This window comes from Mycobacterium persicum, from assembly GCF_002086915.1.
GTDB classification, from domain to species: Bacteria; Actinomycetota; Actinomycetes; order Mycobacteriales; family Mycobacteriaceae; genus Mycobacterium; species Mycobacterium persicum.
On record NZ_MWQA01000001.1, the window covers coordinates 3,260,670 to 3,279,244 of the forward strand.

Sequence of the window (18,575 nt, forward strand, 5' to 3'; positions counted from 1 at the left end):
GTGGCGGCTGTGGCACGCCCAGATCAACGACCGTCGCGGCAATTTCGATACCGCGTTGCCGACGTCCATCTAGCCCGCTACTTTGATACAAAGAAACAGAATTGTGTCACTGCTTCGTCAGGTTGCGGCGCGGAGGACCGATGACGGCTGAATTGACCGCCGGCGCGAGATTCGACACCGGTGTGCGGGAAGCGGTGCCGGTGCTCGTCGAGCAACCCGCTGACCACACCGCGTCGCCGCGGCTGGGCCCGGATTCGCTGATCTGGAAGTTCTACGGCGACTACCGCACCCAAATCTTCGGCTTCCAGCGCGTCGCGGGCACCGAAAACTGCATCGAGCAGCTCGCTCAGGGGGTCTTCGATCATTCGGTGATCTTCAGCGACACCGTGGGCAGGGCCCGGCGGACGGCGCCGCCACTGATGAAAACGGTGTACTCCGAGGATCCCGCCGCCTGGGGCGGCACGGTGCGTGACTTCCACAAGTCGATCAAAGGCACCATCAGCGACGGCTCGAGGTATCACGCGCTTAACCCGGAGTTGTTCTACTGGGCCCATGCCACCTTCGTCGACCAGATCCTGTACACGGCGGACATGTTCATCCGGCGGCTGACCCGCGCCGAGAAGGAGCAGATCTTCGAGGAAAGCAAGACCTGGTATCGCCTTTACGGCGTCAGCGATCGCGGCCAGCCCCAGACCTACGACGAGTTCTGCGCCTACTGGGAGGGCATGCTCGAGCGGTTCGTCCCGCACCAGACGGTCCGGTACGGCACCGGTTACCTGCGCAAAGGGATACCCGGTCCACGCAAGGTTCCCGGCCCGATCTGGAAGGTCTTGTCTGCGCCACTGAACGCCTACACCCGGGTGGTCATCGTGGGAACGTTGCCGCCGCAAATGCGCGACGTCTGCGACCTGGACTGGGATGCCAGGAAGGAGAAGCGATACCAGCGGTTCGCGGCGCTGGTCCGGGCGGTGAATCCGCTGATCAACCGGCTACCGCTGAGGTGGGTCTACGCGCCTTGGGCAGCCGATGCGTGGGCCCGTTGCGGCGTCGACCCGCGCACGCTGCACAACCGCCGCGCGACAGGGTAGAACCCCGCAGACGGGAGCCCGTTGCACCGCGATGGCGGTCGTGAGCCAAGATTGCCAAGATAGGCAAGATAGTGAAAACGCAACTGGGAGATCTGGTCGGATGAGTCGGGCAACGCAGGCGGTTACGAAGGTCTTTGAACAGGCCTTCGAACAGGCCGGCACCAGACTGGCCAACCCGGCGCGCCTATCGGATCCCGACAAACTGCGCGGCGCCGTCTCCGGCAAGACGGTGTTGGTGACCGGCGCGTCCTACGGTATCGGCGAAGCGACCGCCCGCAAACTGGCCGCGGCGGGAGCGACCGTGCTGATCGTGGCCCGATCGGCCGACCGGCTCGACGACGTCGCCGCGGCCATCAACGCCGGCGGCGGCGCGGCGATCGCCTATCCGGCCGATCTCACCGACGAGGCCGCCGTCAGCGTACTGACCAAGCACATCAACGAGAACCACGGTCCGCTGGACATCGTGGTGAGCAACGCGGGCAAGTCGCTGCGTCGGTCGCTGCACGACCAGTACGACCGGCCGCACGACTTCCAGCGCACCATCGACATCAATTACCTGGGGCCGATCTGGCTGTTGCTGGGACTGCTGCCGGCGATGCGTGAGGCGGGCCGCGGGCACATCGTCAACGTCTCCAGCGTCGGAGTACGCGTGGTGCCCGGCCCGCAATGGGGGGCCTACCAGGCCTCCAAGGGAGCCTTCGATCGCTGGCTGCGCAGCGTTTCACCGGAGTTGCATGTCGACGGTGTGGATGTGACTACGGTCTACTTTGCGCTGGTGCGCACCCGGATGATCGAGCCCACACCCATCCTCGGGCGACTTCCCGGCCTGTATCCCGATGAGGCCGCCGACGCCATCGCCAAGGCGATCATCGAGCGGCCCCGAACCAACGAGCCACCCTGGCTCTGGCCCGCCGAACTTGCCTCGGTGTTGCTGGCCGGACCGGCCGAACGCGCCGCAGGATTGTGGCATCGTCGGTTCTTCGCCGGCTCGGCCCGGACGGAAAGGTGACGATGGTCAGCAGCGTGGTCGGCACGGCGGCTCGGGCGGTGCTGTTCTCCGGACTGCTCAGTCCGCCTGCCCCGGTCGCGCTGTTGCGCCTGGCCCGCGAGCTGTATCGCGGCGGCATGAATCTGTACACCCTGCTTGCGGTTGCCGCGGCGCGATGGCCGGACCGGACCGCGATCATCGACGACGACGGCGCGCTGAGTTACCGCGAGCTGCAGTCGATGACCGAATCGATTGCCCACGAGCTCTCGGATACCGGCGCCGGGGCCGGGCAGGCGATGGGCGTGATGTGCCGCAACGGCCGCAATTTCGTCACGTCGGTGTTCGCGGCGAGCCTGGTGGGCGCCGACGTGGTGTTGGTGAACACCGAATTCCGCAGCACTGCGTTGGCGGCCGCGCTGAATTCCCACCAAATCCGAATAATGCTGTGCGACAAGGAATTCATCGACCAAGTCGCCGAAACCGGCAAGCCGGCAACGGTAATCGATCCGCAGACGGTCACCACCATGCGCGGTGGTGCGCGGCCCGAGGTTGTCGCGTCGGGTCGGATCATCCTGTTGACTTCGGGTACGACGGGCGTGCCCAAGGGGGTGCCACGCACCCCCAAGGTGAGTTCGGGCGTGGGCGTCGGCGTGACAGTTCTGGAGCGCACCCGGCTGCGGGTCGGCTCGCGGATGGCCTTGGCCACGCCGATGTTTCACGGGTTGGGCTTCGGCATGCTCGCACTGACCATCGGCCTCGGCGGCACGGTGCTGACCCGGCGACGCTTCGATGCCGAAGCCGCTCTTGCCCAGGCATCGCTACATCGGGCCGACGCGCTGAGCGCGGTCCCGGTCATGCTTTCCCGCATTCTGGATCTGCCCCAGCGGGTACGGGCGCGAAACCCGGTTCCGTGCCTGCGGGTGGTGATCTCCAGCGGGGACCGGCTCGATCCGGGGCTGGCGCAACGGTTCATGGAGACCTACGGTGACATCCTCTACAACCTGTACGGCTCCACCGAGGTCGGCATCGGATCCTTGGCCACACCAGCCGAGTTGCGGGCCGCTCCGGAAACGGTGGGCAGGCCCGTGGCGGGTTGCCCGGTCCGCATCTTCGATCGAAGCGGTCGCCCGGTCGGGCCCCGGGTCACCGGACGCATCTTCGTCGGCGGTGAACTGAAATCCGACGGCTATACCGGCGGGGGCGGCAAAGTCGTCATCGACGGCATGGCCAGTACCGGCGACATGGGCTACCTCGACGAGTCCGGCCGGCTGTACATCGTTGGGCGAGAAGACGACATGATCCTCTCGGGTGGCGAGAATGTCTATCCGCGTGCCCTGGAAAACGCTCTCGCCCAACATCCCGACATCGCCGAGAACGCGGTCATCGGTGTTCCCGACGAACGGTTCGGTCATCGGTTGGCCGCGTTCATCGTCCCCCGGGCGGACCGCGACATCGACCCGGAAGAGATCCGGGAGTACGTGAAGGGCAGGGTTTCTCGATTCGAGCAGCCCAGAGACATTCACGTCGTCAGCCGCATCCCGCGCAATACGACCGGCAAGGTGCTGCGCAAGGAGCTGATGAGCATCGCCGGCCCCGAATCTCACTCCTGATCGTCGTCCTGCGCGACGCCGATGGTGTTAGCCAACCACTTCGGCGCGATCACCGAGACCACGGTGGCTCCGGCGGTGGCGCCGAACACGCCCGTCCAGGCGACTGGGCCCAGCGGTGTGCATCCGAAAAAGTGGCTGACAACCGGGGTTTGGATGATGCCCACCAAGACGGCCGCGCTGCCGAGCGCGGTCGCCACGACCAGGGGGCTGTGCCGCCGGGTCAGTAGGGTCTGCGCCAACTGGGTGGTCACCAGCGCGGTCAATCCCATTGTCGAGGTGCGGCGTTCGGTTCCCGGTGTCCAGCGGCCGATGGCCCAGGCCGCCGTCGCACCGGCTGCCGTGACCGCGCCGCGGGTGACGATCTGGCGCATCAGCGGCGCGTCGAGGGAGGGCGTCGGGCCGGTCAGCACCGCCCGCCGGTGGGCGCGACGGGCCTCTTCGGCCTCTTCCTCGGACTCGTATTCGGCCTCGTCGGGTGCGGCGTATTGCGACGTGACGGCCACGGCAAGGGCCGGGAACATGTCGGTGAGCAGGTTGACCAGCAGCAGTTGGCGGGTCCCCACCGGCGCGCGGCCGGCCCCGAACGCAGTCCCGATAATGGTGAACAGCACCTCGCCCACGTTGCCGCCGACCAGGATGGTGACCGCGTCGCGCACCCCCGCCCACATGCTGCGGCCCTCGACCAGCGCGTCGAGCAGCGCGCTCAGATCGTCGTCGGTCAAGACGATGTCGGCCGCACCGCGGGCGGCCGACGAACCGCGACCGCTCACCCCGATACCCACATCGGCCATCCGGATGGCGGCGGCATCATTGGCGCCGTCGCCCACCATCGCGGTCACCCGGCCGCAACGCTGCAGAGCGGCGACGATCTGGACCTTTTGCTCCGGGCTGACCCGGGCGAATACCGGTACGTCGGCGGCGATTTTGGCGCAGCCGTCCTCGTCGAGGTTGGCCAGTTCGGCTCCGGTCACCACTCGCACGTCTGCCGGCAGGCCCAGCTGGCGGGCGATCGCCCGCGCGGTGACCGGATGGTCGCCGGTGATCAGCACCACGTGGCGCTCGGCGTCCAGCAGCGCCTCGATCAACGGCCGCGCCGAGGGGCGCGCGGTGTCGGCCAGGCCGACATAGCCCAGCAGTTCCAGATCGTGGGCGGCGGCGTCGACGGCGTCGGCGTCGGTGTCGTCATCGTCGGCGGTGTCGTGCTCCCAGGGGCGCCGGGCGACCGCGAGCACCCGCAAGCCCTGCTCGGCGAGACTGTGCACCAGCGACTCGGCATGTTGGAGGTCGGCCTGCTCCTTTGAAGGGTCGGCGAAACGGCAGCGCGGCAAAATCGTCTCCGGGGCGCCCTTGAGCATGAGCACCGGCTGGGCGTCGTCAGCTGTCCTGCCGATGGCCGCCGCGAAGCCGCGACTGGATTCAAAGGGCACCTCGGCCACCAAAGTCCACTCCGAATCACCTTGGCTGTCAAGGGAATTCGCCGCAACCAGGATCGCCTCGTCGGTGGCGTGGGCGTGTCCTTGTCCGTCGTGGGGCTGGGTGGACGCGCGCGCGGCGGCCCGCAGCACCGCCGCCGAGCGCGGGTCGGCGGCGTCGGGGAACGACTGTTCCGGCGTGGCCGAACCCGGAATGGCGCACACCACCCGTAGCCGGTTCTCGGTCAGCGTGCCGGTCTTGTCGAAGCAGACGGTGTCGACGCGGCCCAGCGCTTCGATGGTGCGGGGGGCGCGCACCAGCGCGCCGCGCGCGGTCAGCCGCTGCGCGGCGGCCAGCTGAGACAGGGTGGCGACCAACGGCAGGCCCTCGGGCACGGCGGCGACCGCGATCGCGACGCCGTCGGCGACCGCCTGACGCAGCGACGCTCGCCGCAGTAGCGCCAGGCCGGTCACCGCGGCACCGCCGGCGAGCGTCAGCGGCAGGACCTTGCTGGTCAGTTCCCGTAGCCGGGCCTGCACCCCGGCCGAGGTCTCGACGTCGGCGACCGCGGTGATGGCCCGGTGCGCCGCGGTACCGACGCCGGTGGCCACCACGATGGCCCGGGCGTGCCCGGCCACGATGGTGCTGCCCTCGAACAGCATGCTGGCCCGGTCGTCGTCGTTGACGGCGACGGGGTCCACCTGCTTACCGACCGGCAACGACTCACCGGTGAGCAGGGATTCGTCGACCTCGAGGTCCTCGGCCACCAACACCCGGGCGTCCGCCGGTACCACCTCTGGTGCGGCCAGGTCGATGACATCGCCGGTGCGTAGCGATTTCGCCGACACGGTGACCGTCCGGGTCGCGGTACGGGCCGCCTCCAGCCGGCGCCGGGTGGTCGCGACCGCCGGGACCACCACGCGGCGCACCAACTGGGCCTGCTCGGCGAACAACTCGGCCGCCGCGGCCTCGGCCCGCAGCCGTTGCGCTCCACCGGTGATCGCGTTGATCGTCATCACGCCCGCGACCAGCAGCGCATCGACGTTGCTGCCGACGATCGCCGAGGCCGCCGCCCCGACAGCCAGGATCGGAGTCAGCGGATCGGCGAGCTCGTGCCGGGTGGCGGCCGCCAGCTTCACCAGGTTCCTCGCCGGTTTGCGCAGCGGCGCCAGAACCGGGGTGTAGGAGAGGTCGTCCAGGCGGCGCCGCCATTCCGGGGTGCCAGGCTCGTCCGCCAACGGCCGGGACCCCCCGGCCAGGCGCGAATAGACGATCTCGGGGTCCAGGGCGTGCCAGGCCGTCAACGGTTGCGGGGTGGGATCGGGCAGCCGCAGCACCTTGCCGGCCGAGAACGCTCCCGACACCAAAGCGGTTGCGGCAGCGGCATTGACGGGGTTGAACCAGCGTCGCAACGAGAGCGGATTGGTGGTGCGCCGCGGATCACCGGTGACCAGCAGCAGGCCGGCCAGGGTGGTGCCGCCCTGAGCGAGGCGCACCGCGGATTCGCTGGCCGACCGCGCCACCGGCAGCGCCGACAGAATTCGCACCGCGGCGGCGAGATCGGTGCCGGTGATGATGTCCGCCGTCCACGGCGTCGCCGCGCGGGGATCATCGAGGGCCACCCCGACGTCGGCGATGGCCAGCGCGGCCAACGTATCGGTGGAGGCGAAATCGCGGTGCAACGCGGTGATCAGCAGCACCGGGCCGCGATCCGCCCGCAGTTCGCGCACCAACCTCAGCAGCGGCGTGCCGGGCGGATGCGTCGCGCCGACGCTGGCGGCCAGATCCTCGGTGCCGGCGACGTGGCGCAAAATCACCCGTGCTCCGGTCCGGTGGGCGGTCTGCAGCAACGCGATCGCGTACGGGTCGACCTCCCATCCGACGTCCACGCTGCCTACGGTCTCGCCGTCGACAATCAGGTCGGCACGTTCCAGACCCTGCGCCGGAGCCGCCGACGGCCCTTGTGCCCGAACCCATTTCAACCGCGCGCCGGTCGCGGGCAATTCGTCGGGGTCGGGTTCGGGTGCCTCCTCGCCGTGCAGCAGCGCGTCGGCAACCTCGTAGACGCGGTCGTCATCCCAGCCCGGCTCGTCGCCGCGCGCCCGCAAGACGGCTCGGTGATCACCGCGCAGCGCGGCGCCGTCGATGACAACCACTTTCACCCGATCGAGCCGCCGCAGTGCTCCCGGGTCGAGGATCAATTGCCCGGAGTTGGCCAGGCCGCGACCCAGGATCGCGGCGAACGCCTGCCGACCCAGGTGGGCCGCCTTCGGCACTCCCGCCAGGATGGCCTCGCCGGCCTCGGCGGGTCCGCCGCCGGCCAGCAGCGCGCCCACCGCTGCCACCGCCGAGCCGTTGGCGGCTTGGTCCACGTAGGTTTCGACCGGCCCGGCCATCGAGCCCTTGGCGGTGTCGATGGCGGCATCGATGGCCCCGTCGACGACGATGTGCGAGGCGTCGCCCGCGGCCGTGGCCGCCCAGTTGTGCCGGGGCACGTGCGACTCGGGACCCGCCGACGAGATGACCGGGACCACCGGCGCCTGGGGCCGGCCGGGTGAGGCGAGCTCGGGCTCGCGGACACGCCATCGTTGCCGATGCGCTGCCGCCTCGGACAGCTGCAGGCCCCGCTGGGCCAGGTTGAGCAGCGGGGTGCCGACCGATTGGCTCAATCCGGACGCCACGGCTGTCGAGGCGCTCAGCGCAAGGTCGGTGCCGACCCTGCCCAGCCGCGACTCCAGCACCGCCACCACCCGCGGTTGGTTGTTCAGCAGCGCGGCCGCCGCGCGCGCACTTCGCGGCGCGACGGGCAGCCGGGTGAACCAGCCGGTGACCGACGCCCCGAGGGCTACCACGTCCATCGCCGCCGCGGTCAACGGCACCAGAATGGCCAGCGGGTTGCCCGGGTCGGCGAAGGGCGCGGTCCGCGGTGCCGACACCGTGGAGGTCAGGTCGGCGGCGACGGCACACACCGTGTCGCGCACCTCGTCCACGACGGCGTCGCTGTCGGCATCGGCCGCGATTTCGAGCACCAGACGGCCCAACGCGCCCTCCACATGGGCCTCGGCGACTCCCGGAATCCGGCGAACCGGCTCCTCGAGCACCGCCGCATGCTCATGCCATCGGGGAAACGGCAGCAATGGATCGAGGTCCAGGTGAACCCGCCGCCCGCTGTGCCAACGCATCGGCGGCGCGAGGCGCCCGGCCCGTTCGGTAGCCGAACTCGTCATCCCGAGCGCATGTCCGGTCGAGTGAGCCGCGGCCTCCACCACCGGAACGATCAGCTCCAGCACCGGGCTGGCCAGCATCTCCACCGTGCCCGCAGCGCTGGCCACACCACTCACCCCGGCCCGCAAGGCCTGTGCTGCCCCTCCGGTGATCCCGCCGACGACGTCGGCCACACCCGGAACCTTCATTCCGCCACCTCTCAGTGCTTACCGCGGCCTACCGTGCCTTGCCCGGGCCTACCGCGCCCTAATACTCGCGGCGTGTCAACGACCTGTCCACACGGCGTGCGGGTGGACCCGGCTACCGAGTTGACGGCAAACCGAACGAGCTAAACAGGCTCGGATCGAGAAACACGGTCATCGCGGCGATCCCGGTGGCACCCAGGGTCAGGATATGCACGGAATGAGCCCGCATCAGGTTATCGTCAGCGCGGTGGTACTCAGCAGCCGCGGGTTGTCCGTTGGCGGCCGTCGGGACCATGGCGAGGTCGCCGGTCGCGGAATAGCTGAGTCGACCGGTCGCCGCCGAAAGGACCACGCGGGTCGGATATTCGAGCGACGAAATTCGCCGCTACAGAATGCGGTGGTTCGCCCGGCCAACGTGATAGCCGGTGGGGAATGACTTTTCGATGACCTGCAGTCGATGGTCGACCCTGGACTCGAGTTCAAGAACCACGCAGCCATCACCGACGGCCTTGGATTCGAGAACTATGTACCTTTGACCCCCACCGTTGATATCGGTGATCGGGTCACCAGAGTGCAAATTTTCGACGGCCACCAATTCAGGGGTTCCGTGTGACTCCACGCAACACACAGTAAGCCAATTCAGTGCACCAGGGAACACCCGCAGTGTTGGCGCGACTTCGGGTGCCGGTGGGCAGTCGAGCTTGAGCTGTTGCGTTCCAGCTCATGGCGGGACAAGGCGTCCAGTTTGGTAGTCCGGTGCAGATTCATAACGATGGGACCGGAACATTCCTACCCGGGGGCTGTCGAGTCCCCGTTACGCTGAATTCTCGCCGACTTTCTCGGTGGCGCTCCGACGGGAGAGGTAGCGATGGCATTTGTGATCGCGTCACCGGAAATGGTTGCGGCGGCCGCGACGGATCTCGCGGGCATCCGCGCGGCGATCAGCTCGGCCAACGCCGCCGCCGCCATCCCGACCACGGGTGTGTTGGCCGCCGGGGCCGACGAGGTGTCGGCAGTCATCGCCGCGCTGTTCGATTCGCACGCGCAGGCGTATCAGGCGGTGAGTGCCCAGGCGGTCGATTTCCACGACCAATTCGTGCGGGCGCTCGGCGCGGGTGCGACGTCCTACGCGGGCGCCGAAGCAGCCAACGCGTCGCCGCTCCAGGCTTTGCAGACCCTGGAGCAGAACGTGCTCAACGCGGTCAATGCGCCCGCTCAGGCCATGCTGGGCCGCCCGCTGATCGGCAATGGCACCAACGGTCTACCCAACACCGGGCAGGACGGCGGGCCGGGTGGCCTGCTTTACGGCAACGGCGGCAACGGCGGCTCCGGCGGGCCGGGTCAGCTTGGCGGCAATGGCGGGTCGGCCGGACTGATCGGCAACGGCGGGGCGGGAGGGGCCGGCGGTCCGGGCACGGTCGCCTCGGTGGTCGGAAAGGCGGGCGGGGCAGGCGGCAGCGGCGGATGGCTATTCGGCAACGGAGGCGCCGGGGGGCCGGGCGGCGTGGGTGCGATCGCCGTGGGCGCCAATGGCGGGTCAGGTGGTGACGGCGGCAATGCCGTCGGGTTGTTCGGCAACGGTGGGCCCGGCGGGGCGGGCGGGGTCAGCGGGCCAGGAGCTAACAGCGGCAACGGGGGGAATGGCGGCGACGGGGGCCAGGCGGGCCTGTTAGGGGACGGCGGGGCCGGCGGTGACGGCGGTATCGGCGCCGACAACGGAGGCCGTGGCGGTGCCGGTGGAATAGGCGGGCTGGTGGGTGACGGCGGTGTTGGCGGGGCTGGCGGCTTCGGCAGCAACGACAACGGCGGTGGCGGCGGCAACGGTGGCAACGGCGGCCTGATAGGTACCGGCGGCGCCGGCGGAGCTGGCGGCGTTGCGGGCGTCAACGGAGACGGCGGTGCCGGCGGCACCGGCGGCAGGGGCGGTGGGATGCTCGGCGATGGCGGCGCCGGCGGGGACGCCGGCCTCGGCTCCAACGCGGGGCCTGCCGGCAACGGTGGCGACGCCGGATTCTTCGGTAACGGCGGCACCGGCGGCGACGGGCAGTACGGGACTGCCGGCACCTCGTCGGCCGGTGGTGTCGGCGGTAACGGCGGCATCGTCATCGGCAACGGCGGCAACGGCGGCGCGGGCGGAATGGGCGACCCGGGCGGCAAAGGCGGTAACGGTGGCAACGCGATCGGTTTGGTCGGCCAGGGCGGAGCCGGCGGCGCCGGGGGGATGGGCCTCGGCGGCATCAGCGGTGGCGGCGGTGGTGATGGGGGCACCGCGGGGTTCATCGGCTGGGGCGGCGCCGGTGGCAATGCCGGCACGAGCATCGGACAGCCCGCCGCCGGCGGCAACGGCGGCAACGCCCGGTGGATCGGCGACGGCGGCGACGGCGGGGGCGGCATTTTCGGCGGGCCGGGAGGCGCCGGCGGCAAGGGCGGCACCGTCTACGGCTCCGACGGTGCCGCAGGGGCAAGCTAGTCGGCGTCAGTGCGGCGTTGCTTGAAGAACACGCTGACGCGGGAGATCAGCCCGTCGTCGTTCTGCTCGAAAAGGATGCATTCGGGCCATTCGGCCGGAGCGCCGTCGATCTTGAAGGCCTCGGTCAACTCGACGTAGGACAGCCGCGCATGCACCCTCGAGACCCGCTGCACCCGCAGCCGGTGGCCTTTGAGATTGGTGAGCACCTTGCGCAGATAGGTGACATAGTGCTGTTTGCCCTCGATGACGTCGCAAAACGGGCCCTCCCGCGTCAGGCCGTCGTCGGCGATGGTGGCGGCCAGGCCATCCCAATCATGAGCGGCCAGGCAGGCCAGGTAACGCTCGACGACTCCTGCGCCGGTCTCGGTCATGCCGTTGGCTCCACGAAAAAACAGTAAGGCAACGCGCTGGGGCTAGAAAGCCGAGAAATGTGCGTTCGCCCAACCCGCCACCCCCGCGGCGGCGACCCGGGCAAGAATGGTGCGATGAGTAGCCCCAGCGGACCGGAGTCGCCGGCCGAAGCGCCGACCTGTTACCGGCATCCGGGCCGCCCGGCGTATGTGCGCTGCAACCGTTGCGAGCGGCACATCTGCGCGGACTGCATGCGCGACGCCGCCGTCGGACACCAATGTGTGCAGTGCGTCGAAGCGGGTGCCCGGACCGTTCGACAGCCGCGGACCCACTTCGGCGGTCGGCAGCGGTCGGCCACGCCGGTGGTCACCTACACGCTGATCGTGATCAACGTGCTGGCTTTCGTCGTGCAGATGTCGTCGGGGACGTTGGAAAAGCAGCTGGCCCTGTGGTCACCCGCGGTGGCCGAAGGCCAGCTGTACCGCCTGGCGACCTCGGCGTTCCTGCATTACGGCGCGACGCATCTGCTGCTGAACATGTGGGCGCTGTATGTCGTAGGCCCACCGCTCGAAATATGGCTGGGACGAACACGTTTCGGCGCGCTGTACGCCCTGAGCGGGCTGGGCGGGTCGGTGCTGGTCTACCTGCTGTCGCCGCTGAGCACGGCGACCGCGGGCGCATCGGGAGCAATCTTCGGCCTGTTCGGTGCCACCTTCGTGGTAGGAAAACGGCTGGCCCTCGACGTGCGCTGGGTCGTCGCGATCATTGCGATCAATTTGGCCTTCACCTTCGTCGTTCCGGCGGTCAGCTCACAACTGATCAGCTGGCAGGGACACGTGGGCGGACTGGTCACCGGTGGGCTGGTCGCGGCGGCCTACGTCTACCCGCCGCGGGAACGCCGGAACAGGGTCCAAGTCGCTGCGACGATCGTTGTTCTGATTGTGTTGGCCGGGCTGACCTGGTGGCGCACCGCTAGTCTGCTCGCGGCGTTTTCGGCATGAGCTGGTGGGTGGCGTGCGCCGAGCGGACGTTGTCCGAATCGGTACCGGCGCCGCCGGATCGGGTCCGCGATTTCTACGTGAACCTGGACAACATCAAGCGCGCGCACCCACTGATCGTGTCCGTTCAGCCGACAGGCCGCCACGAAACCGCGCAGGGTTATCTGCAGAGCTATCGAATTGTGGATCGAATCACGTTGGGGCCATTCGCTATTCAGATCAGCTACCGGGCGCGGCTGCACGTTCCCGACGACGGCGATGTCAGGACTGAGGCCGACCAGTCGCCGGGGGTCCACGTACGCGCGGCGGTGAGTTTCGAGGCGATTGACGCGGGCACCCGGCTCACCGAGCGAATTCGGATAACCGCGCCCCGGCCGCTGGCGGCGTTCACCATCCGCGAGGCGGTCAAGGCACATCGGGCGATGCTGTCCGGCATCCGCCGCCACTTCGAATGCCGCTCGGCGGGATAGGCGAGTACCCGTTGGCAGGTTCGCGCTGAATTGAGAGGCTGCGCGCTCCTTGGGAAACGGTTGTCACCTACGCAACGCGCTGCCTACGTCGACAACGTTGCGTTAGTTCACGTCAACGTTGGCAATGTATCTATACCATGTACATATCAAACATAGGAGGTCTGTCATGTCGGTGACTCAGATCGACCTCGACGACGACGCGCTGGCCGAGGTGATGCGGATTGCGGGCGTACACACCAAGAAAGAGGCCGTAAACCTCGCCATGCGCGACTACGTCGCTCGCTTTCGGCGGATCGATGCGCTGGCCAGGTCCCGCGAGCAGGCACAGAGCTGGGATTATGAGGGTTGGCTGAACGCTCGAGCTGATGAGAAGGCGGCCGGGGCTTGATCGGCTTCCTCGCGGATTCCTCCGCGGTCTGGCGGCTGCTGCGACAGCCCGACCTCGCCACGGCGTGGACCGCGCCGCTACTGAGCGGGGCCGTTGGGTCGTGTGAACCACAACGAGCCGAGTTCCGTCGATCAGCACGCAACACCGACGAGCTCGATCAGATGAACCGGACGTTTGGTGACATTTTTCCTGACGTGCCGGTGCCGAAATCCGTGTGGCGGTGGATAGATTCGGCGCAGTACCGACTGGCGGGCGCAGGAGCGGTACGTGCTTTGTCAGTGGTCGATTTGCTCATCTGCGGCACCGCCGCAGCGAGCGGACTGGTGGTCCTTCATGACGACGCCGACTACGAACTGGCACAGCGACACCTTCCCGATGTCAGAGCACGGCGCGTTACGACCAGCTGATCTCGGCGGATAGCCGCACGAGAGTACAACTGCCCTAAGTCAGCCACGAGCTAACTGCTAGTCCGCATTTCGGAGGTCTGGCGCTGATCGATCTGGCGGTTGCCATCGCCGACGGCGCAACGCCGGATGGTTCTATTCGGACTTCCACTGCGCGGTCAGCGCCGATTCGGAGAGATACTTCGTGGAGCTCCAGCCGCCGTCGACGACGATCGTCTGACCGTTGATGAAGGACCCGCCGGGGGAGCACAGGAACGCCACGGTGCTGGCGACGTCGTCGACGCTCCCCAGCCGGGTATGCGGCGTCATCTCGACGTTGATCCGTCGAAACCGCTCGTCCCGCAGCCGATCCTCGGTCATGGGTGTCTGAATGACCCCGGGAGCCACTGCGTTGCACCGTATTCCCTGCGCCCCGTATTGGCAGGCGATGTGGGTGGTCAGCGCGGTGAGGCCACCCTTGGCCGCCGAATAGGCCCCGCCGCGCATTCCGCCGACGACGGCGAACGTCGAGGTGATGTTGACGATCCCGGAGCCGGCGGGCATGTGCGGCAACACTTCGCGGGTGAGGCGAAAAGGCGCCCGCAACATCAAGTTCAGGAAGTAGTCCAGCGCCTCGTCGTCCGTCTCGTGCAGCGGCTTCGGGCTGCCCACCCCGGCGGCGTTGACCAGGAAATCGATATGACCCCAACGGGTGACCGCGACGTCGGTGATCTGCCTGGGGGCGTCGTCATCGGTCAGGTCGACGGCGTGGGTGGTCACCCGGTCCGGATCGCCAATGGCACGTGCCAGCGCGGCCAGCTTGTCGGCATTGCGTCCCGTAACCATGACCGCCATGCCCATCTCGGCAAGCCTTGTCGCGCAACCGAACCCGATCCCGCCGGTTGCCCCCGTGACGATAGCCACCTGCATCTCACTGCTCGCTTTTCATCAGTGCCGCCTTGATCTGGTGCTTGAGGACCTTGCCCGCGTCGTTCTTCGGCAGGACATCCCAGATCACCACCTGTTCGGGGACTTTGAACCGCGCCACGCCGGCGGCCTCGAGGAAGCTGCGCAATCCGGCGACGTCCGGGCCCGGCGGGTGGGTGGGTACGACGACGGCACAGGCCCGTTCCCCGGTGCGCTCGTCGGGCAGTCCGACCATCGCGATCTCGGCGATGCCTGGATGGTTGACCAGGATGTCCTCGACTTCCTTCGGTGAGATGTTTTCACCGTTGCGGATGATGACGTCCTTGGCGCGCCCGGTGATCACCAGGTAGTCGTCGTCGGCCCAGCGCCCGAGGTCTCCGGTTCGGAAATAGCCGTCGGCGTCGAAGGATCCGTCCTCGTCGTCGGGGTGCTGGTAGCCGGCCAGCATCTGCGGGCCGCGTACCAGGATCTCGCCGGACACCAGCTTGACGTCGGCGAGGCCGACCCGGCCGTCGGTCTCGGCGGCGTGGTCGGAGTCATCCGGTGAGCCTACGGTGCTGACCGGCACCTCTGTCGAGCCGTACACCCGGGTGACGACGGCAGGGTCGAAATACTCTGCGGCGCTGCGAATCAGCGACGGCGATACGGATGCGCCGCCGCACACGAACAGCTTCAGGTCGGGCAGCCTGACATCGGCTCGTTGCGCGGCGGCGAGCAGTTGCTCCAAAAATGGAGTGGCGCCGGCCATATGGCTGCAGCGCTCGGCCCGCATGAGCCGCAGCGCATCCTCGGCGTTCCACCGGTCCATCAGTACCGCGGTCGTACCCAGCAGCAGCGGGCCTTCGAACGCATAGATGGAGCCGCCGATGTGGGCGATCGGTGACGCAACCAGGAACGCGTCGCCCGGCTCGATCAGCCAGTGTTCACCGATTTGACGGATCAACGCATGAATCGAGTTATGAGTGTGCAGTACGCCTTTCGCGCGTCCGGTGGTTCCAGACGTGTACAGGATCATCCGGACGGCATCAGAATCCAGTTCGGGCAGCCGAGTTTCCGGCGTCGGATCGGTGAACAGCGACTGGAAGGCAATCTGAGTGGTATCGCAATCCCCGCGCAGCACGACGACAGAGGGCGGCGACGCCAGCTCGGCGATCACCCGGCGCACCATCGACGGGTAGTCCTGGTTGCCGAAAAGCCAAGGAACAAAGACCATTCGGCTGTCGGAGTCATCGAGGATGAAACGCAGCTCACGATCGCGCAAGGACGGCAGGATCGGGTTGGCCACCATCCCCGCCAGCGTTGCGGCCAGGTAGATCACCGCGGCCTCGTGCCAGTTGGGCAGCATGAACGACACGACACTGTGCGGAGGCAACCGCGCGTTGAGCGCGTGTGCCAGCGTAGTCGCCTGGTGGTGCAGGGTTTCGCAATCCAGCCGCTGATCGCCGTCGACCAGCGCCACCCGGTGCGGAGTGTTCCGCGCGGCCCGGCGCAGCGCATCGGCCAGCGTTTCTCCCACCCACCAACCGCGTGCGTACGCCTCGGCGGCGCGTTCGTCGTCCCAACGGATCCATCGGCCGTCGATCAGCTTCCGGTGTGCGGCCACGGTCAGCCGCGCATCCGCCGCATCGTCATCGAGTGACGAAACCGCGACGCGGGGTGGGTGTTGAGTGTGACCTGGGCGACCCGCCCGTCGGACGCGGTGTAGGTGCGCCGCACTTGCAGGGCGGGCGTACTCGGTTCGACGTCGAGGCCGTCTGCCAGCGCCGGTGAAATGAGGACCGCCGCGATCTCTTGATGAACCTCGACGATACTGAGCCCGAAAAGATCTTCGATCAGCGGGAAAATGGGACCGTGGTGGCGCTGCAGCAGCCTGCCGACCGCGGCGAACGCCCGGTTGATGTAGTACTCGGTGCGGCACAGCGCAATACCGGCGGCCTCGGCACCTTCAGTAAGCCGGAAGCCGCGGACGGCCAGCCACTGCTCACCGCCGGCCAGCCCGGTGCGGTCCGCCAACTCGTCGTCGACGGTGACCATGGCGATGGATTCGATCGCGAACCGAGTACCGGTGGCGAACGCGAGCAGGTCGTTGATCGACATGACGTGCTGCACATAAGAATCGGCCGACGGCCGCGGCATGACAAGCGTTCCGGTGCGTGGCCGCGACGCCACCAGGTTGTCGTCGCGCAGGCGTCGCAGTGCCTCGCGAACGGTGTAGCGGCTCACCGCGAACCGCTCGCACAACTCGTGTTCGGTCGGTAACTGCGACCCCACCGGATACACACCGTCGACGATCTCTTTGCGTAACGTGCGCGCCACCTGCAGATAGCGGTGGTCGATGACCTTGGGTTCGGACAACGTTGGCGTCCTTCAGGATTCCCGGCGCAAGGCCAGTACGCTGCCGTCGGCGTCCGCGGACACATACAGGGCGCCGTCGGGCCCGGCGGCGATGCCGGCGAACGGACCCTGTGGTCCGGAGAACGGCGGCATCCCGCGCAGCGGCTTGGGTATGACCCCCGGTGGAGCACCGACCGGCAGATCCGACGCGATGGTGTGCCGGGCGCCGCCGTCGAGGTCGAATCGGACGACTTCCTGCGCACCGGCGTCGACGACATAGATGTGCCGGTCGAGCGCCAGGATGCCCTGGGGACGCTGCAGCCCGTCCAGGACTATGCCGGTGCCACCGATACCACGCACCCGACCGGCTCCGGCCTCGGAAACCAGGCAGGTTCCGTCGGCGGCGATCGTCACCCCAATCGGCTCGCTCAGACCCGAGGCCAGCACGTCGACCCGGTCGCGGCCGATCGACAGCACCCGTCCGGTTCCCAGCTCGGCCGCCACCACGGCGCCGGACGGAGCCACCGCCACGCCATAGAGTTGGTCGAAACCAGTTGCCAGAACATCGCTTTCACCGTCATCCGGCCGGTACCGGGCCACCTCGCCGTTGGACGTGGTGACCACGAATTCCTGTGGGCCCACGGCCGTCACACCTCGCAGGAAGCCGGGATATCCTGCGGTGAACAGCATTCCGGAGGCTCGTAGTGCGCCGTTCTCGGACAAGCAGTAGAAGTGGGTTCCGTCGGCGATGTAGAGATTGCCGCCGGCGCCGACCGACAGATCCAGCGGCCAGTTCAACCCACCTTCCAGCGTTGCGTGGGTGGTTCCGTCGGGAAGGATTTCGGTGATCTCGCCGGTGAAATTCGAGACGAACAGCCGCTCACCGGCGAAAGTCAGGTTGTCCAGACCGGGATTCAGCGTCGCCAACACCGCGCGGTCGCCGCTGCGGGGATCGATTCGCAGCACCTGCCCGGTGCGCGCCTGGGTGGAGACGAGGCAGCCGTCGGAATCGAATTTCACCGCGTCGGGAACGCCGAGGTCACCGGCCACGCATTCCGGGACGCCGCCGTCGGGATCGATGCGCCAGATCTCGTTGGCGCCCATGACCGGGAAGTACAACAACCCGTCCGGCCCGACCTCCATGGCGTTGGGTAACGGCACGTTTTCCAGCAGGACCCGCGGCTCACCACCGTCGAGGTCGAGTTCGAGCAGGCGTCCGGCTTCGCGGCATTCGCCGGCGAACAACCGGCCCCGATGAAAGGTGATCCCGTTCGCGGACGGCACGTCGTCCCGAAGCACCCGGGTGCGGCCGGCCTTGTCCCGCAGGCTGACCCGCCCGTCCATCACCTCGGTCACGTATAGGTTGCCGTCCGGGTGGAAGGCGATGTCGTCGGGTGCGACGATCTCGCCTCCCTTGGGGCTGATGGTGTCGAGTCGGCGGGTCGCCAGGTCGAGCGCGCTGATCTGGCTGCCGGTCACCTGCGCGATGTACACCCGGCCGTCCGGACCGGTGCGCAGACCGTTGGCGCCGAACAGCCGGCTGGGCGCGGTGAGCCGGGTCAGACTCCAGCCGTCGGCGACATGTGGCGGCCGCGCGGCCTGGTAGCGGCCTTGCGAGTGGGCCGTGTGGTGTCTCGGTCCGGTTCCGGCTATCACTGTTCGGACCATAGCAATCGAACAGTGGTCCAGACAATATGGCGACTGCGTTTCGAGACCGCCTTGACGCGCCGCGCCGCCTACGAGAA

Annotated in this window: 12 protein-coding genes and 3 pseudogenes; 8 read left to right on the forward strand and 7 right to left on the reverse strand. The window is 68.1% G+C overall.

The genetic code is table 11. The features are described from left to right. The first annotated feature begins 140 nt into the window (after positions 1-140). The 3 genes from B4U45_RS14945 to B4U45_RS14955 all read left to right on the forward strand — a co-directional run bounded on the left by B4U45_RS14945 (position 141) and on the right by B4U45_RS14955 (position 3,686). Positions 141-1,088 carry an oxygenase MpaB family protein gene (locus tag B4U45_RS14945; protein WP_075548643.1) on the forward strand — a complete coding sequence of 316 codons (948 nt, stop codon included), beginning with the start codon at positions 141-143 and terminating at the stop codon, positions 1,086-1,088. A 100-nt stretch (positions 1,089-1,188) separates the two neighbouring features. Further along, complete coding sequence (locus B4U45_RS14950) at positions 1,189-2,097, forward strand: SDR family NAD(P)-dependent oxidoreductase (RefSeq protein ID WP_075548644.1); 909 nt, start codon at positions 1,189-1,191, stop codon at positions 2,095-2,097. 2 nt (positions 2,098-2,099) lie between these two features. Beyond that, positions 2,100-3,686, forward strand: a complete 1,587-nt coding sequence (locus tag B4U45_RS14955) for an AMP-binding protein (RefSeq protein WP_075548645.1) — start codon at positions 2,100-2,102, stop codon at positions 3,684-3,686. On the opposite strand, the pseudogene B4U45_RS14960 reads toward B4U45_RS14955, so the two are convergent. Further along, a pseudogene (locus tag B4U45_RS14960) lies at positions 3,677-8,287 on the reverse strand (HAD-IC family P-type ATPase); the annotation flags it as partial. The gene B4U45_RS14955 and the pseudogene B4U45_RS14960 overlap by 10 nt on opposite strands. A gap of 607 nt (positions 8,288-8,894) precedes the next feature. Continuing rightward, on the reverse strand, positions 8,895-9,128 hold the full coding sequence (locus tag B4U45_RS14965; RefSeq protein WP_063470774.1) for a hypothetical protein: 234 nt from the start codon (positions 9,126-9,128) through the stop codon (positions 8,895-8,897). A 249-nt stretch (positions 9,129-9,377) separates the two neighbouring features. Between B4U45_RS14965 and B4U45_RS14970 the strand changes: the two genes are divergently transcribed. Beyond that, entirely contained in the window at positions 9,378-10,979 is a 1,602-nt protein-coding gene (locus B4U45_RS14970) for a PE family protein (RefSeq protein ID WP_219859424.1), read from the forward strand. Here B4U45_RS14970 and B4U45_RS14975 read toward each other — a convergent pair. Beyond that, a complete protein-coding gene (locus B4U45_RS14975) occupies positions 10,976-11,350 on the reverse strand; it encodes a nuclear transport factor 2 family protein (RefSeq protein ID WP_075547991.1) in 375 nt (124 codons plus the stop codon). The two genes, B4U45_RS14970 and B4U45_RS14975, sit on opposite strands and share 4 nt — an antisense overlap. A 114-nt stretch (positions 11,351-11,464) precedes the next feature. Here B4U45_RS14975 and B4U45_RS14980 point away from each other — a divergent pair, with 114 nt between their 5' ends. The 4 genes and pseudogenes from B4U45_RS14980 (at position 11,465) to B4U45_RS14995 (ending at position 13,593) form a co-directional block, all read left to right on the forward strand. Then, positions 11,465-12,331: a rhomboid family intramembrane serine protease gene (locus B4U45_RS14980; protein ID WP_122526356.1), complete on the forward strand. Its 867-nt coding sequence runs from the start codon at positions 11,465-11,467 to the stop codon at positions 12,329-12,331. After that, positions 12,328-12,798 carry an SRPBCC family protein gene (locus B4U45_RS14985; protein ID WP_075547989.1) on the forward strand — a complete coding sequence of 157 codons (471 nt, stop codon included), beginning with the start codon at positions 12,328-12,330 and terminating at the stop codon, positions 12,796-12,798. Before B4U45_RS14980 ends, B4U45_RS14985 begins: the two co-directional genes overlap by 4 nt. A gap of 166 nt (positions 12,799-12,964) precedes the next feature. Continuing rightward, positions 12,965-13,117 (forward strand): annotated as a pseudogene (locus tag B4U45_RS14990) (type II toxin-antitoxin system VapB family antitoxin); the annotation flags it as partial. 97 nt (positions 13,118-13,214) lie between these two features. Beyond that, positions 13,215-13,593: pseudogene (locus tag B4U45_RS14995) on the forward strand (PIN domain-containing protein). Between the two features lie 132 nt (positions 13,594-13,725). On the opposite strand, the gene B4U45_RS15000 reads toward B4U45_RS14995, so the two are convergent. The 4 genes from B4U45_RS15000 to B4U45_RS15015 are packed head-to-tail and all read right to left on the reverse strand — an operon-like array spanning position 13,726 to position 18,498. After that, positions 13,726-14,499: an SDR family NAD(P)-dependent oxidoreductase gene (locus B4U45_RS15000; RefSeq protein ID WP_075547987.1), complete on the reverse strand. Its 774-nt coding sequence runs from the start codon at positions 14,497-14,499 to the stop codon at positions 13,726-13,728. Between the two features lies 1 nt (position 14,500). Continuing rightward, positions 14,501-16,063, reverse strand: coding sequence for an AMP-binding protein (locus tag B4U45_RS15005; RefSeq protein ID WP_075547996.1), 1,563 nt, complete (start codon positions 16,061-16,063; stop codon positions 14,501-14,503). 38 nt (positions 16,064-16,101) lie between these two features. Further along, entirely contained in the window at positions 16,102-16,851 is a 750-nt protein-coding gene (locus B4U45_RS15010) for a GntR family transcriptional regulator (protein WP_075547986.1), read from the reverse strand. Positions 16,852-16,863: 12 nt separating this feature from the next. Further along, positions 16,864-18,498, reverse strand: a complete 1,635-nt coding sequence (locus B4U45_RS15015) for an SMP-30/gluconolactonase/LRE family protein (protein WP_075547985.1) — start codon at positions 18,496-18,498, stop codon at positions 16,864-16,866. Between the last annotated feature and the right edge of the window lie 77 nt (positions 18,499-18,575).

Excerpts from the sequence above, each read along its gene's own strand:
- B4U45_RS14980 (WP_122526356.1), top strand. The coding sequence starts at position 11,465 with ATGAGTAGCCCCAGCGGACCGGAGTCGCCGGCCGAAGCGCCGACCTGT.
- B4U45_RS15000 (WP_075547987.1), bottom strand. The coding sequence starts at position 14,499 with ATGCAGGTGGCTATCGTCACGGGGGCAACCGGCGGGATCGGGTTCGGT.
- B4U45_RS14950 (WP_075548644.1), top strand. The coding sequence starts at position 1,189 with ATGAGTCGGGCAACGCAGGCGGTTACGAAGGTCTTTGAACAGGCCTTC.
- B4U45_RS14975 (WP_075547991.1), bottom strand. The coding sequence starts at position 11,350 with ATGACCGAGACCGGCGCAGGAGTCGTCGAGCGTTACCTGGCCTGCCTG.
- B4U45_RS14955 (WP_075548645.1), top strand. The coding sequence starts at position 2,100 with ATGGTCAGCAGCGTGGTCGGCACGGCGGCTCGGGCGGTGCTGTTCTCC.
- B4U45_RS14985 (WP_075547989.1), top strand. The coding sequence starts at position 12,328 with ATGAGCTGGTGGGTGGCGTGCGCCGAGCGGACGTTGTCCGAATCGGTA.
- B4U45_RS15015 (WP_075547985.1), bottom strand. The coding sequence starts at position 18,498 with ATGGTCCGAACAGTGATAGCCGGAACCGGACCGAGACACCACACGGCC.
- B4U45_RS14970 (WP_219859424.1), top strand. The coding sequence starts at position 9,378 with ATGGCATTTGTGATCGCGTCACCGGAAATGGTTGCGGCGGCCGCGACG.
- B4U45_RS14945 (WP_075548643.1), top strand. The coding sequence starts at position 141 with ATGACGGCTGAATTGACCGCCGGCGCGAGATTCGACACCGGTGTGCGG.